A 15,713-nucleotide genomic window follows, 5' to 3' on the forward strand; every position below is an offset into this window, starting at 1 on the left:
GATACACTCAGTGGAATCAAAACTGTAACTATAGTTTTAAATGATAGTTTACATCAATAATTACCCATTATTTTTTTAAAAAATCACATCATATATAGATTAAACGGCTATACCATTCTATAAATAAATGATTATCATCTACAAACCTCGATACATTGAATGGAACTACCTGTTTTGGGGATCAAATATAAAATTTTACTTATACAATCAATCTAATATTTATTTAATAAATCTAATTTTGAGTTGACCATTTTGACATTAAAACCTGTAAACTTAATTTCAATACAGTGAGTGAACCGAAAGGAAGCTCAAGTAAGACCAAGCAATTCAACTATTTTTATTTACTCAGTAAATGTATCTGCCATTTCCTAGCAGGAGTGGTGGGGATCGATTTGCTTAGTGTAGTGAAAAGGTTTGTGTAAGGAACAAGAAAATTTGTTCACCTTGCACTAAATTATCATGCTTAAAAAACTTAATTTGACTCAAGGGGCTGTGATGACAGAGTTTTTTAATCAAATTTCTCGCCGTAAATTTATAGTCACAGCAGGGGTATCTGCTAGTGCTGTACTTTTAAAAGGTTGCTTAGGAAATCCGCCAGACACTACTGCTAGCACACAACCTGCGGCAACAGCTCAACCAGCCGCTAATAACAGTAACCCAGAGCAAGCACCAGAAGTTACAACAATCAAATTGGGCTACATTCCTATTATTGAATCAGCTCCTTTAATTATTGCTCAAGAAAAAGGCTTTTTTGCCAAGTATGGCATGACTAATGTAGAGCTTTCCAAGCAAGCTTCTTGGGGTTCTGCTAGAGATAACGTAGAGATTGGTTCTGCTGGTGGCGGGATTGATGGTGGTCAATGGCAAATGCCTATGCCACATCTGATTACAGAGGGTTTAATTACCAAAGGTAATCAAAAAATTCCTATGTATGTGTTAGCGCAGTTAGTTACACATGGAAATGGAATTGCGATCGCCAGCAAACATCAAGGTAAGGGTCTTACCTTAAAATTAGAAGGCTCTAAGTCTTTATTTACTCAACTCAAATCTTCTACACCTTTCACAGCTGCATATACCTTCCCCCAAGTTAACCAAGACTTTTGGATTCGCTACTGGTTAGCAGCAGGTGGTATTGATCCAGATGCAGATGTCAAGTTATTGACTGTACCTGCGGCGCAAACTGTTGCTAATATGAAAACAGGTACAATGGATGCCTTTAGTACAGGTGATCCTTGGCCTTACCGGATTGTCAAAGATAAAATCGGCTTCTTGGCAGCTTTAACAGCCGAAATTTGGAAGAACCATCCCGAAGAATATCTTGCTATTAGAGCTGATTGGGTTGATAAGAATCCCAAGGCGACAAAAGCGCTGCTCAAAGGCATCATGGAAGCACAACAATGGTTGGATAACTTTGATAACCGCAAAGAAGCTGCACAAATTCTGGCGGGAAGAAATTATTTCAACCTCAATAATCCAGAAATTTTGGCGGAACCATACGCAGGTAAATATGACATGGGTGATGGTCGCAAAATAGATGATAAATCACTAGCGGCTTACTACTGGAAAGATGAAAAAGGTAGTGTTTCTTATCCCTACAAGAGCCATGATTTATGGTTCATTACCGAAAGTGTACGTTGGGGATTCTTGCCCAAAGATTATGTTGCCAATGGTGCAGCTAAAGCCAAAGAATTGATCAACAAAGTCAACCGTGAAGATATTTGGAAAGAAGCAGCAAAAGAAGCAGGAATTGCGGCGGCGGATATTCCGACAAACACATCTCGCGGTGTAGAAGAATTTTTTGATGGTGCTAAGTTTGACCCTGAGAACCCAGAAGCATATTTGAAGAGCCTGAAAATCAAGAAAGTTAGTGTTTAGTCATTAGTTAACAGTTAACAGTCATCAGTCATCAGTCATCAATCAAGAGAATCGCTACACTCTTGTAAAAGTTTCCACACGTTATTCGTCATCTGAGGAGCATAAATTACCATGACCGTAGCTCAAAAAAGACCAGTAAATACCAGATTTGATAACAACTTGTTAGCAAGTCTCCAAAAACAATTTCCTGACCTTATACCGCCAGCGATAGCCATTGTTATTTTTCTAGTAGTTTGGCAATTATTTTGCTTGACTCCGGGCGCTACACTACCAGGGCCAGTACAAGTAATTCAAGACACCTGGACTTTAATTCTCTACCCCTTCTATGACAAAGGTGGCACAGATAAAGGTCTATTTTGGCAGATTTTAGCTAGTCTCCAACGGGTAGCCATTAGCTACAGTTTCGCAGCAGTTGTGGGAATTGGATTGGGCATTTTAATCGGCGTTAATAGAACCATGTCCAAAGCATTAGACCCCATCTTCCAACTACTACGAACTGTACCACCATTGGCATGGGTTCCTATTTCTTTGGCAGCTTTAAGACAAAACGAACCAGCAGCCTTATTCGTAATTTTCATCACTGCAATCTGGCCTATCTTAATTAACACTGCGGTTGGTGTAACCCAAATTCCCCAAGACTACAACAACGTTGCCAAAGTTCTACAACTCAGCCGCAAAGAATACTTCACAAACATTCTTATTCCTGCCGCTTTACCCTACATTTTCACCGGCTTGAGAATTGCGATCGGTTTGGCTTGGTTAGCGATTATTGCGGCAGAAATCGTTATGTCTGGTATCGTCGGTATCGGCTTCTTTATCTGGGATGCTTATCAAAATAACAACGTCAGTGAAGTAATTTTAGCTCTTGTATATATCGGCGTTGTGGGTTTAATCCTCGACAAATTGATGGCTTGGTTGCAAAACCTGATTTTACCAGCAGAACAAAAGTAGTTATTGAGTCAATAGTCAATAGTCAATAGTCATTAGTCATTAGTTAATTGACTAAGGGCTATTGACCACCTAACAGAAGTCATGGGGAACAAAGAACATGAGTGTATTCGTTGCAGTTGACCAAATTGATAAGGTATTTGAATTAAGTGGCGGTGGTAAATATATTGCCCTCAAAGGAATTGACTTGCAAATCAGAAAAGGTGAGTTTGTTTCTTTGATTGGTCACTCCGGTTGCGGTAAATCCACTCTCCTAAACATGATTGCAGGTTTGGATTTACCATCTGACGGTGTGGTGACACTGGAAGGGCAGAGAGTCACTAAACCAGGGCCAGACCGGATGGTGGTGTTTCAAAACTATTCCTTGTTGCCTTGGCGGACTGTAAGAGAAAATATCGCCCTGGCTGTAAACTCAGTGATGAAGGGAATGCCAGAAGGTGAACGTAAGGCAATTGTTGAAAAACATATAGACATGGTGGGTTTGCGTCCCCATGCTGATAAACAACCAGCGATGTTATCTGGGGGGCAAAAACAACGGGTAGCGATCGCCCGCGCCTTAGCGATTCGTCCTAAACTACTACTATTAGATGAACCGTTTGGAGCGTTAGATGCTCTCACCAGAGGTAATCTGCAAGAACAGTTAATGCAAATCTGCGAAGAAAATGAAGTTACTGCGGTAATGGTAACTCACGACGTAGATGAAGCTGTGCTGTTGTCTGACAGAATTGTCATGCTCACCAATGGCCCTGAATCGAAAATTGGCGATATCTTAGAAGTTGATATCCCCAGACCACGCAAACGCATGGAAGTAGTAGAACACCCTAGCTACTACAGTTTGCGCAGTGAGATGATTTACTTCCTCAACCAACAAAAGCGCGTGAAGAAAATTCGCGCCCGTAAAACCGCAGATGTCGCTCGTCATGGGTTAGAAAAAGTTAACTTAGAAATTGGCTTCTTACCCTTGTCCGCTTGCGCCCCCTTAGCTGTTGCAAAAGAAAAAGGTTTCTTCATCAAGCATGGTTTAGATGAAGTCAACCTCGTGCGGGAAAGTAGCTGGCGGGGTATCGTTGATGGTATGAGTGGAGGTTATCTCGATGCAGCCCAAATGCCTTCCGGGATGCCCATGTGGTTAACATTGGGAGGACACAAAAACCAACCCCTTCCTGTTGTCACCGCCCTCACCATGACTCGCAACGGTAACGCCATCACCTTAGCAAAACGCTTCTATGATGAAGGTGTGCGTACCTTATCAGACTTCAAGAACTACCTACTGCGTACCCGTGACCAACGCCACACAATGGGAGTAGTCCATCCCGCATCAATGCACAACCTACTGCTACGTTACTGGTTAGCGGCTGGTGGTATTGACCCCGATATGGATGTGGATATGAAGACCATTCCGCCAGCGCAGATGGTAGCCGACCTGCAAAACAAAAGTATTGATGGCTATTGTGTAGGCGAACCTTGGAACTACCGCGCCGCAATGGAAGGTGTAGGCTTTACCATTGCTACCGACTTAGAAGTGTGGTTAGGACATCCAGGAAAAGTTCTGGGTGTGCGGGAAGATTGGGCAGAGAAGTATCCTAACTCTCACATTGCCTTAACTAAAGCTTTGCTAGAAGCTTGTGAATATTGTTCTAGATCAGAAAATGCGGAAGAAGTCAGAAGGATCGTTGCAGGTAGGGATTACGTCAGCACCGATTTAGATTACATTCAATTAGAAAATCCCGATAACCTTACTTGTGATTTAGAACACCCATTACGCGACTACGCCCATCACCAGTTTTTTGCCGACTCAGCTATCAACCGCCCCAGCCGTACCGAACAAATTTGGATTATGAGTCAGTTGGCGCGTTGGGGTGATACACCCTTCCCAAGAAACTGGGTGGAAGTTGTCGAACGTGTTTGCCGTGTGCGTGTCTTCAGTACCGCCGCCAGAGAATTAGGTTTAGATATCAACTATACTCGCCAACCTATTGAGCTATTTGACGGTACTCCTTTTAATGCTGACGACCCCATAGCCTATCTCAACAGCTTGCAAATTAAGCGTGATTTCTCCATTGCGGAAGTCATTCTTGACTCCCCAACTAGAAGAGTTGCTTAAACCAAAAATGGGGAAATCAAGATCATGGGTGAGTCGTGGAACTGCATTTATCTATGTCAAAACTTTGCTGGCGAGTATTGGAACTCCGTCAATGAGTCGTGGAACTGCATTTATCCATTTGAGAACTCCATGAGTGAGTATCAGAACTGCATTAGTAAGTCCCAAAACCTCGTTGACGAGTCTCGCCACTTCGTTGGTGAGTATGGGAGCTTCGTTGACGAGTCTCGAAACCTAGTTGATGAGTATCGCCACTCTGTTGATCAATGTTGCAACCAAGTTGATGAGTATCACAACTTCTTCACTGAGTATTAATTACTCATCCATGACTGAAAATTATCTTTCCCCATTCTCTACTCCCAATTCTTTCTTCCCGCAAACCTAACCACCAAATACATCACCATGCAAAACCGTAGATTGAGTGTTACCGAAAGACAGGAAAGACAATCAACAGTTTCCAGCAATGCTAGACCTTTCCTAGAAATCAAAGACGTTACCAAAATCTACCCCACTAAGAAAGGCCCCTTCACAGTTCTTGATGGCGTTAACTTAAACGTAGACAAAGGTGAATTTATCTGCGTCATTGGTCACTCCGGTTGTGGAAAATCAACACTGTTAAATATGGTGTCGGGTTTTAACTTTCCTACTTCTGGACAAGTGTTACTGGAAGGCGAACCCATCACCCAACCAGGCCCCGATAGAATGGTGGTATTTCAAAACTACGCTTTGCTTCCTTGGCGGACTGCGTTTGAAAACATCTACCTAGCAGTAAATGCAGTTTACCCCAATAAGCCAGAAGCAGAAAAACGGGCAATTGTGCGCGACCACTTGGCAATGGTAGGGCTAGGTGATGCAATGGACAAGAAACCCCCACAAATGTCTGGCGGTATGAGACAACGGGTGTCCATTGCCCGTGCGTTAGCAATTCGTCCCAAGGTACTAATTTTAGATGAACCTTTTGGTGCATTGGACGCAATCACCAAAGAAGAATTACAAGAAGAATTGTTGAAAATCTGGGGTGATAATCGCTGCACAGTATTGATGATTACGCACGATATCGATGAGGCGTTGTTCTTAGCCGACAAATTGGTAATGATGACCAACGGCCCCCACGCCAAAATCGGTGAAGTCATGGAAATTCCTTTCTCTCGCCCACGCGATCGCGCTCGTATCATGGAAGATCCACAATACTATAAGCTGCGTAACTACGCCCTAGACTTCCTCTTCAACAGATTTGCCCATGATGATGTGGGCTAACAACGTTCCCCAGATGACGACTGTTAGTATATAGGTAAAAGATAAAAGGCAAAATCACCCGATTTCGCCGCTTATCTTCTACCTTTTTTTTGAGTTATTGGGGGACAGTTGACAGTTGTTTTTCTCCCTTTGTCTCCCTCATCCACCTCAGCACGGGCTGAAAGCCCCGCTTCTGCTAACATCACTTTCAACTCAGGCGATAGGCTAATCTTCTTGAGATACAGTATCATCAGTTGATGCTTGATGTGCGTCATCATCTAACCAAGGATCATCTGCTTGAGAATGATTAGAAACTATCACTAACTCAGACTCACTTGGATGTTCATGTCCCCATTGATCTAAAATATCTTTGATTAATACTTCTTGTACCCAAATTTTGGCAACAACAGTCAGAGGTAACGCCAAGAATAATCCTAAAAAGCCGAAGAAGGTAACAAAGAATAATTGGGAAATTAACGTCACGGCTGGAAGCAATGAAACTTGTTGGGCCATGACAATAGGTGTGATGAAGTTACTCTCAGTCTGTTGAATGAAAAAGTAGAGAATCAGTACAGCTACAGATTTCCACGGCGTATCTAAAAGTGCGATCGCCATTGCTGGGACAACACTCATAGTAGGACCTAAATTGGGTATCAGGTTTAAAAATCCAGCTAAAACACCTAAAGCCAGTGCTGCTTTTACACCTAAAATTGATAAACCAACTACACTCATCAGTCCAACTACACCCATCGCAATAATAGCGCCTGTCACCCATCCACCTAAAGAGACTTCGCACTGATCTAAAATCCCGTCTACCCGGCGGCGATAAAAAGAGGGAAATAACCTAATAAATACTTTGCGGTAAGATATAGGGTTGGCTAGTAACATCCCTGTTAAAACTAACACCAGTAACACTTTGACCAAAACTTCTAATGAGCCGGAGACAAAGGCAACAGAACTTCCCAATGCTCTATTAACAAAGGGTTGTGCTTGTTTGATCAAGCTATTGATATCTGGTATATAAGGAACTAACTGTTGAGGAATGCGTGTTCTGAGTTCGTCAACCCAAGCATTGAAACGCTGAAACCCTTGGGGAACTCGAAAGGTAAGTTCATTAAACTGCTGGGCAAAAGGCGGGACAATTAGCCAGAAAAAACCAATGACAAGAGCAAAGAAGATTACCACAGCCAACAAAACAGCTAATCCTCGCTTCATCCCATGACGCTGAAAGACCTTTGCCAGACGATTTAGGGTTGTGGCTAAGACGACTGCGGCAAACATCAGCAACAGCACTTCTCGAATTTGCCACAATATATATAGAGATAAAACTAAAGCGATTAAGCCGATCCATTGACCAAGGTTCACAGGCTGACTCCCAGCTGTTGGTGACACAAGTTACACACAACTCCAGGCTGATTTTACCAATTTCGGCTGCATGATGAAGTTAATTTTGTTTTTGTGCTTGAAATCGCCATAAAAGAGCGATCGCCATAATGATACTAGGCGACAACACTAAAATCAGCGCATTGATATCTGTCGCCGGAATCGGCCAAAGTGGCGCAGCGTATTTAATCAATGCTGACAAAAAAGCGGACATTATAAGCAATTTGACAACAAAACTTAGCTGATTCTGCATATAGGTACGGCAATACACATTTTTGGGAGGGTATCCACTAATTTCTGCTTCCACCACCAAATCTCTACAATAAACCTAAGAGTACACAAAACTTTATCAAGTTAGGTAACAGCAGAGCAGAGGAGCAGAACTATGGACTGTTGACTGTTGACTAATAACCAATGACTAATTTTGAGGTTACATCAAAATGCCTGTTGAAACTGATAAAAAAAATTCAATTAAACCGCCGAGATTGCGGCAGTTTGGCGGCAGTTTCCTAATTCTGCTGACTTTGCTGTTACTGCTAAATTTTATAGTTCCGAGTTTCTTGGGGCCTCGCTTACCACAGGTTCCCTATAGTGATTTTATCGCTCAAGTACAAGCTGGGAAAGTAGACAAGGCGATTGTAGGTGGCGATCGCATTCAATACTCCATTAAAATTCAAGACGCTGATGGTAAAGTTGTAGATCAGATATTTGCTACTACCCCAGTAGCGATTGATTTAGACTTACCGAAAATTCTCCGCGACAATCATGTCGAGTTTGCTGCACCACCACCAGACCAAAACGGCTGGATAGGAACTTTATTAAGTTGGGTTGCGCCTCCGTTAATTTTCTTTGGCATTTGGGCTTTCCTAATTAATCGTCAAGGTGGCGGCCCGGCTGCATTGACTGTAGGTAAAAGCAAAGCTCGGATTTATTCTGAAGGTAGCACTGGGGTAAAATTCCCTGATGTGGCTGGGGTGGATGAAGCTAAGGCAGAATTGGAAGAAATCGTTGATTTTCTGAAAAATGCTACCAAATACACAAATTTAGGCGCGAAGATTCCTAAAGGTGTGTTGTTGGTAGGGCCTCCGGGAACTGGGAAAACATTGTTAGCCAAAGCGATCGCTGGCGAAGCTGGTGTACCATTCTTTAGTATCTCTGGTTCTGAATTTATCGAATTGTTTGTGGGTGTAGGTGCGGCGCGTGTGCGTGACTTGTTTGAACAAGCCAAAAAACAAGCCCCCTGTATCGTCTTCATCGATGAGTTAGACGCGCTGGGTAAATCGCGTGGTGGTGCTGGTGGTTTTGTCGGCGGTAACGATGAACGCGAACAAACCCTCAACCAGTTACTCACAGAAATGGACGGCTTTGATGCAAACACAGGTGTAATTATCATCGCCGCCACCAACCGTCCCGAAGTTCTTGACCCCGCTTTGCGTCGTCCTGGTCGCTTTGACCGTCAGGTAGTAGTTGACCGCCCTGATAAAATTGGTCGAGAAGCAATTCTCAAGGTTCACGCCAGAAATGTGAAATTAGGTGATGATGTCGATTTAGCTAATATCGCTATCAAAACTCCTGGTTTCGCTGGTGCAGATTTAGCTAACCTAGTCAACGAAGCTGCACTTTTAGCGGCTAGACAAAATCGTCAAGCCGTGGCGATGGCAGACTTTAACGAAGCTATTGAACGGGTTGTGGCTGGTTTAGAGAAACGTTCCCGTGTTTTGAATGAAACCGAGAAGAAGACTGTAGCTTATCACGAAGTTGGTCACGCAATTATCGGTGCATTGATGCCCGGTGCTGGTAGAGTTGAGAAAATCTCTGTTGTGCCTCGTGGTGTAGGTGCTTTGGGTTATACACTTCAAATGCCGGAAGAAGACCGCTTCTTGATGATTGAAGATGAAATTCGTGGTCGTATCGCCACTCTCTTGGGTGGACGTTCGGCGGAAGAAATCGTCTTCGGTAAAGTCTCCACAGGCGCAAGTGATGATATCCAAAAAGCTACAGACTTGGCAGAAAGATACGTCACTTTATATGGTATGAGTGATAAATTAGGCCCTGTAGCATTCGAGAAGATTCAGCAACAATTCCTCGAAGGTTACGGTAATCCTCGCCGTTCCATTAGCCCCAAAGTAGCCGAAGAAATTGACCGTGAAGTCAAACAAATTGTAGATAATGCCCATCACATTGCCTTGAGTATTCTGCAAAATAACCGTGAGTTATTGGAAGAGACAGCCCAGGAACTCTTGCAAAGAGAAATCCTCGAAGGTACGGTATTACGGGAACGCCTGAGCCAAGCTCAAGCCCCAGAAGAACTACAAGAATGGTTGCGGACAGGTAAAATATCCGAAGATAAACCATTACTGCAAACACTGCTAGTTTAAGTATTGTAAATGTAAGTGAGTAGGCGATCGCTCTTTTGGGGGCGATCGTTTTTTGCTAATATCATAAAACACAGCAAAACCCTCTCAAAAACCTCTGCGCTAAGAAAGTCCTTAAAAGTTTAATACCTGATGTTTCTCCTGCCCTTAATAGCTTTCATCTGGGTTCATAATCTGCAATTTCAGGTAGGATTATTTGATAGCCTATTGCCAAAACTCTGCATTAAATTGGGGTGATAGGAAGGCGATCGCATTTTATATCTAGCTAAACAGCAATGGCAATTTCTTCAACAATACACATATCTTAGGTAATCTATCTGATGCACATGCTGCTATTTGCTTGATGCTTGCGATAGAAGATTTTAAATTATTAATGTGTGGTGACAATAAAATTGACGAGTCACAATAGAAAGCACGGACTTTACATATAAAGTCTGAAGTTGACTCAGGAGTTCCTATCAGTGGTATTACAAGTACAAACCAGCACCTACGAAGCTAAAACTCAAGAAATTGCTAGACAATTATTAGCAGCAACTCAAGAAAATCGCTCATTTCTTGCTTCTTTGCGCGATCAAATGCGTTGGGATGATAAATTACTAGCTTGGGCGATGAGTAACCCCGGTTTACGGGTGCAATTATTTAGATTTATCGATACTCTGCCTGCATTACATAGTAAAGCAGAAATTGCTGCACATTTACAAGAATATTTAGGTGATGAATCTGTCGAACTACCAGCAGCTTTGAAGGGGATGCTGAATTTTGCTAACCCTGATTCTATGCCGGGACAGGTGGCTGCAACTACCGTATCTACAGCAGTTGAGACTTTAGCGCATAAATATATTTCTGGGGAAAATATTGGGCAGGTTATTAAGACTGTTGAAAGGCTACGAAAGGAAAAAATGGCTTTCACCATTGATTTACTTGGTGAAGCGGTAATTACAGAAACAGAGGCACAATCTTATTTAGAACGCTATCAAGAATTAATTAGTCAATTGACAGAAGCATCAAAGCGTTGGGGCAATATCCCGGCTATTGATGAAGCAGATGGTGAACAGCTATCAAAAGTCCAAGTTTCTGTTAAGTTAACAGCGTTTTATTCCCAATTTGACCCTTTAGATGCTAAGGGTAGTGAGGAGAGAGTTAGCGATCGCATCCGTACTCTTCTACGTCATGCCAAAAACTTAGGCGCAGCTATCCATTTTGATATGGAACAGTATGCGTATAAAGACTTAACTCTAAATATTTTGCAAAAAATCTTATTAGAAGATGAGTTTCGTCAACGTACAGATATTGGAATTACTATCCAAGCATACTTAAGAGATAGTGAGCAAGATGCTAGAAATGTAATTGCTTGGTTGAAACAGCGCGGTTATCCTTTAACAATTCGCTTGGTAAAAGGTGCGTATTGGGATCAGGAAACTATTAAAGCAGCGCAGAAACACTGGCCACAACCTGTATTTAATGATAAAGCGGCGACTGATGCTAATTTTGAGGCGATAACTCAGTTATTGTTGGAAAATCATCAATATGTTTATTCTGCCATTGGTAGCCATAATGTGCGATCGCAAGCTTTGGCTATGGCAATTGCCGAAACTTTGAATGTTCCCCGGCGGCGGTTTGAGATGCAGGTGCTGTACGGGATGGGGGATAAGTTAGCTAAGGCTTTAGTTGAGCGCGGGTATCGGGTTCGGGTTTATTGTCCTTATGGTGAATTATTGCCGGGGATGGCTTATCTGATTCGGCGGTTGTTGGAGAATACGGCGAATAGTTCTTTTTTACGGCAGAATTTGGAGAATCGTCCAGTAGAGGAACTACTTGCGGCTCCAAAGATTGATTTAGCTCACGCAAAAGCGCATACACACAAACAAGAAGCAGGGTTTGTGGGAGCGGCGGATACTGATTATGCGGAGGAGGAGGAAAGGAAGGAGGCGGCGCAGGCTTTTACAAAGGTGCGTGGTGAGTTAGGAAAGACATACTTACCTTTGATTAATGGGGAGTATGTGCAAACTGCTGAGGTGATTGATTCTCTTAATCCTTCTAATTTTAGTCAGGTGATTGGTAAGGTTGGGCTGATTAGTGTGGAACAAGCTGAAGCGGCGATGCAGGCGGCGAAGGCGGCGTTTCCTGGTTGGCGGCGGACTCCGGTGAAGGAACGGGCAGATATTTTGCGCAAGGCGGCTGATTTGATGGAACAGCGCCGCGCAGAACTTTCGGCTTGGATAGTTTTGGAGGTGGGTAAGCCTGTTAAGGAGGCGGATGCTGAGGTTTCCGAGGCGATAGATTTTTGTCGCTACTACGCGGAGGAGATGGAACGGCTGTATCAAGGTATAAATTATGATGTAGCTGGGGAAACAAACCGTTATATCTACCAGCCGCGTGGCATTGCTGTGGTGATTTCTCCTTGGAATTTCCCTATAGCGATCGCCTGTGGTATGACTGTTGCTGCCTTGGTTACAGGCAATTGTACTCTACTCAAGCCTGCGGAAACTTCTTCTGTTATTACTGCCAAACTCACGGAAATTTTGGTAGAGGCAGGGATTCCTAAAGGTGTATTTCAATACGTACCCGGTAAGGGTTCGCAAGTCGGGGCTTATTTAGTAAGTCATCCTGACACCCATCTAATTGCTTTTACTGGTTCCCAGGAAGTTGGTTGTCGCATTTATGCAGAAGCCGCTACCCTTAAGCCTCTACAAAGGCACATGAAGCGGGTAATTGCGGAGATGGGCGGGAAGAATGCCATTATTGTTGATGAAAGTGCTGATTTAGATCAGGCTGTTGTCGGGGTGGTACAGTCAGCTTTTGGCTACAGTGGACAAAAATGTTCTGCTTGTTCGCGGGTGGTAGTAGTCGAAGCCATTTACGATGCTTTTGTGCGGCGTGTGGTGGAAGCTACTAAGTCCTTGAATATTGGTGAGGCGGAGTTACCGAGTACCCAAGTCGGCCCTGTAATTGATGCTAATGCCCGCGATCGCATCCGCGAGTATATTGAAAAGGGTAAGTCAGAATCTCAAGTGGCTTTAGAATTAAGCGCACCCGAACACGGTTATTTTATCGGCCCAGTAATTTTTAGCGAAGTTCCACCCAATGGGACAATTGCCCAACAAGAAATTTTTGGCCCTGTATTGGCGGTAATTAAAGCCAAGGATTTTGCACAAGCTTTAGCAATTGCTAATGATACTGACTACGCCTTAACTGGTGGACTTTATTCCCGTACACCTTCCCACATTCAACAGGCACAGGCAGAATTTGAAGTTGGCAACTTATATATCAACCGTAACATTACAGGGGCGATCGTTGGTAGACAGCCCTTTGGTGGCTTTAAGCTTTCTGGTGTCGGTTCCAAAGCTGGCGGCCCTGATTATCTGTTGCAGTTCCTAGAACCACGGACAATTACAGAGAATATCCAACGTCAGGGTTTTGCACCAATTGAAGGAGCAGAATAAGATATAAACATAGGTGGGGCATTTGCCCTACCTGTGTAAATAATGAGAAATTATCATGTCAGATGTGATAATTAGAGTTGCTAAAATACCAGAAGAATTTCCGGCGATCGCCTCAATTAGAAAAACTGTATTTCAGAAAGAACAAGGAGTAGAAACAGCTTTAGAATTTGACGGCAAAGACGATATCTGCGAACATTTAATTGCTTATTTAGATGCACAGGCTATAGGTACTGCCAGAATTAGATATTTGGATGAGAAGACCGTCAAAATAGAAAGATTGGCTGTTTTATCCATAGCTAGAGGGCAAGGCATAGGTCAAAAGCTTATGGAAAAAGCATTAGAAATAATAGCTGAGAAAAATATTATTGAAGCTGTAGTTCATGCCCAAACTTATATCCAACCCTTGTATCAAAAATTAGGTTTTATCCAAGTAGGAGACGTATTTGAAGAAGCCGGTATTTCTCATATAGAAATGAAAAAGAAAGTCCAATTTTAAATATTAAAGTTCAGATAACCTCTGCCATCTATCGTCAATTCTTAAGAAATTATAAATAATTATTTCGTTTATAAGTAAATTTTAATACTAATGTAATGCTGTAATTAAGTTAATAATATATAAAGATACTTTTAGCACATCTTTCAAAAAACCTACTAGTCAGTTACATTAGGTATAAAGTGGAAAAAGCGTAAGTTCTTGAAAGTAAGCCACCGTTTGCAAGCAACAGAAATTAAGGACAAGCTCCATTCCCTGATTGAGCAGGCATCATCGATAGATCCTAACTTAGCCAGGAGATTGAGTGAAATTAATCGCTGGGTAAAAAATATTAAGCCGGGTTCTCTAACAGCAAAACCATACGTTTCGGCATTTCTTTTAGAGGTAATTACTGACTCTACCATTTGGCTGATCATTCAATCCTTACCTTCACCAGAAGAAAAACAAGCCAAATTCGAGCAAATGACGGCTAATGAGAGATATTGGTATAGTTATTTATTTCCCAAATGGATTAATGCTAGTGACTCCAAGTTCTACATTTGGAAACAAAAATTGATGGCGGGGGAGTTTAATCAAGTCGATGATGATATCATTAAAGCTATAGCGCAAGATATTGCTAATCGAGACGGGAGTTTTTGGCAGCGCTATATTGCAGACCTTTCTATGGCAACAGATTTGATTGTTAGTAATCATAACCAACAACCATTGTGTATTCAAGTGACCAGCGTTAGTAAAGAATTGCACCAGCAAAAATACCAAGCTTGGGAAAACACATTGCGATCGTGGGAAATTAAAAGAGGATTATTTTTAAGTTACAACCCTCAAGATACTAATTTTGTTAATCAATTAGTCAATATAGCACTGTATAACAGCGACTACCTTGCAGGTGGTAAATATCTCAATTTCTCGTAATGATAAAAGTCTGCTCCTAATATTGCCGTTTTCACCTATTATTTTATCTGCTAATCACAGCTTGATATGGCTAACTACAAAGAAACTAATAGCTACAACTCTCAGGTGGACGAATTGAAAGAAGTATTAGCAACAGCCAGAAGAATGCAGCAAGACTGGCTAAAATATGGGGTTAATTATGTACATCTTTACATTGAGGATGTTGATAGTGACTGGTTAGAAGAATGGAGAGATGAAGAAATATTCACTAGTTTTACACTAGATAAAATTAAAGAATTTTTAGTCAGTAATGATGCTGTAGCCAAGGAGTTAAGGCAGCATTTAGGGGAACGTTCATTATTTGAAATAGCAGTTAACCTAGAGGAGTGTTGGTACATTCCTTCAGATGAGGAAAGGTTAACTGCTGTGAAACATTTAATAGCAGATACTAAAACATCTGAAATAGAGATATCTGATTTAGCAGCTAGTTTGTTGCAAAGAATATCAGAAATTTTGTAACTTAGAATTGTCGGATGGGTACAGCTTGCAACTGTTGTACATGGGTTTTAAGTATATACCATGTTTGATTTGTCCGATTACAAGGTTGTGGTGCATCAAAAGTCACTGTATAGTAATCTCTGAGTTTCTCTCCTTGTTCGTACACAGTAGTACTATTTCTATTATCGTTAATAGTAGCGACAAAAAACTTTTCGCCTGTTCTGACTCCACATTTTCTAGTATTATCTGTAATTTGCGTTGACTGGAGAAACCAATTTTCTTGTAATTTGAAAGTTGTACCCCCACCAACTGTTACTCGCAAAATCTTAATCACAGGGAAACTTGGCGTTTGAGGATAAGCAGCGTTAGGAATCATTACACCTAACGACGTAGCGACAATACCTAAGCAACAAATCAATTTTTGGGGATGCAGCCTGGCGTTACTAGTAAGCATTGAGACTAACCTAAAT

At 42.0% G+C, this 15,713-nt stretch carries 13 protein-coding genes; 10 read left to right on the plus strand and 3 right to left on the minus strand.

The window, feature by feature from the left end; genetic code table 11:
- Window positions 1-495: 495 nt before the first annotated feature.
- The 5 genes from NSMS1_RS16485 to NSMS1_RS16505 all read left to right on the plus strand — a co-directional run bounded on the left by NSMS1_RS16485 (window position 496) and on the right by NSMS1_RS16505 (window position 6,181).
- Window positions 496-1,875, plus strand: a complete 1,380-nt coding sequence (locus NSMS1_RS16485) for a CmpA/NrtA family ABC transporter substrate-binding protein (RefSeq protein ID WP_224095253.1) — start codon at window positions 496-498, stop codon at window positions 1,873-1,875.
- 111 nt (window positions 1,876-1,986) lie between these two features.
- Window positions 1,987-2,826 carry a nitrate ABC transporter permease gene (gene ntrB, locus NSMS1_RS16490; protein ID WP_224085653.1) on the plus strand — a complete coding sequence of 280 codons (840 nt, stop codon included), beginning with the start codon at window positions 1,987-1,989 and terminating at the stop codon, window positions 2,824-2,826.
- Between the two features lie 97 nt (window positions 2,827-2,923).
- Window positions 2,924-4,927 (plus strand): nitrate ABC transporter ATP-binding protein, encoded by a 2,004-nt coding sequence (locus NSMS1_RS16495; protein ID WP_224085655.1) that lies wholly within the window; start codon window positions 2,924-2,926, stop codon window positions 4,925-4,927.
- Window positions 4,928-4,951: 24 nt separating this feature from the next.
- Window positions 4,952-5,239, plus strand: a complete 288-nt coding sequence (locus NSMS1_RS16500; RefSeq protein ID WP_224085656.1) for a hypothetical protein — start codon at window positions 4,952-4,954, stop codon at window positions 5,237-5,239.
- Between the two features lie 87 nt (window positions 5,240-5,326).
- The gene (locus tag NSMS1_RS16505) at window positions 5,327-6,181 is read left to right on the plus strand and encodes a nitrate ABC transporter ATP-binding protein (RefSeq protein ID WP_224085658.1); all 855 of its coding nucleotides are present in this window, start codon (window positions 5,327-5,329) and stop codon (window positions 6,179-6,181) included.
- A 204-nt stretch (window positions 6,182-6,385) separates the two neighbouring features.
- On the opposite strand, the gene NSMS1_RS16510 is transcribed toward NSMS1_RS16505, so the two are convergent.
- Together NSMS1_RS16510 and NSMS1_RS16515 are read right to left on the minus strand one after the other, a co-directional pair.
- A complete protein-coding gene (locus NSMS1_RS16510) occupies window positions 6,386-7,525 on the minus strand; it encodes an AI-2E family transporter (protein ID WP_224095254.1) in 1,140 nt (379 codons plus the stop codon).
- Window positions 7,526-7,604: 79 nt separating this feature from the next.
- Complete coding sequence (locus NSMS1_RS16515; protein ID WP_224085660.1) at window positions 7,605-7,796, minus strand: hypothetical protein; 192 nt, start codon at window positions 7,794-7,796, stop codon at window positions 7,605-7,607.
- A 187-nt stretch (window positions 7,797-7,983) separates the two neighbouring features.
- Here NSMS1_RS16515 and ftsH point away from each other — a divergent pair, with 187 nt between their 5' ends.
- The 5 genes from ftsH to NSMS1_RS16540 all read left to right on the plus strand — a co-directional run bounded on the left by ftsH (window position 7,984) and on the right by NSMS1_RS16540 (window position 15,264).
- Window positions 7,984-9,921 (plus strand): ATP-dependent zinc metalloprotease FtsH, encoded by a 1,938-nt coding sequence (gene ftsH, locus NSMS1_RS16520; protein ID WP_224085662.1) that lies wholly within the window; start codon window positions 7,984-7,986, stop codon window positions 9,919-9,921.
- 458 nt (window positions 9,922-10,379) lie between these two features.
- Window positions 10,380-13,361, plus strand: a complete 2,982-nt coding sequence (gene pruA, locus NSMS1_RS16525) for an L-glutamate gamma-semialdehyde dehydrogenase (protein ID WP_224085664.1) — start codon at window positions 10,380-10,382, stop codon at window positions 13,359-13,361.
- Window positions 13,362-13,416: 55 nt separating this feature from the next.
- Complete coding sequence (locus NSMS1_RS16530) at window positions 13,417-13,857, plus strand: GNAT family N-acetyltransferase (protein WP_224085666.1); 441 nt, start codon at window positions 13,417-13,419, stop codon at window positions 13,855-13,857.
- A gap of 216 nt (window positions 13,858-14,073) precedes the next feature.
- Window positions 14,074-14,766: a hypothetical protein gene (locus tag NSMS1_RS16535; protein WP_224095255.1), complete on the plus strand. Its 693-nt coding sequence runs from the start codon at window positions 14,074-14,076 to the stop codon at window positions 14,764-14,766.
- A gap of 66 nt (window positions 14,767-14,832) precedes the next feature.
- Entirely contained in the window at window positions 14,833-15,264 is a 432-nt protein-coding gene (locus NSMS1_RS16540; RefSeq protein WP_224085669.1) for a hypothetical protein, read from the plus strand.
- A 1-nt stretch (window position 15,265) separates the two neighbouring features.
- On the opposite strand, the gene NSMS1_RS16545 is transcribed toward NSMS1_RS16540, so the two are convergent.
- Complete coding sequence (locus tag NSMS1_RS16545; protein WP_224085671.1) at window positions 15,266-15,697, minus strand: hypothetical protein; 432 nt, start codon at window positions 15,695-15,697, stop codon at window positions 15,266-15,268.
- Between the last annotated feature and the right edge of the window lie 16 nt (window positions 15,698-15,713).

The sequence above is a fragment of the Nostoc sp. MS1 genome, from assembly GCF_019976755.1.
GTDB lineage: Bacteria > Cyanobacteriota > Cyanobacteriia > Cyanobacteriales > Nostocaceae > Trichormus.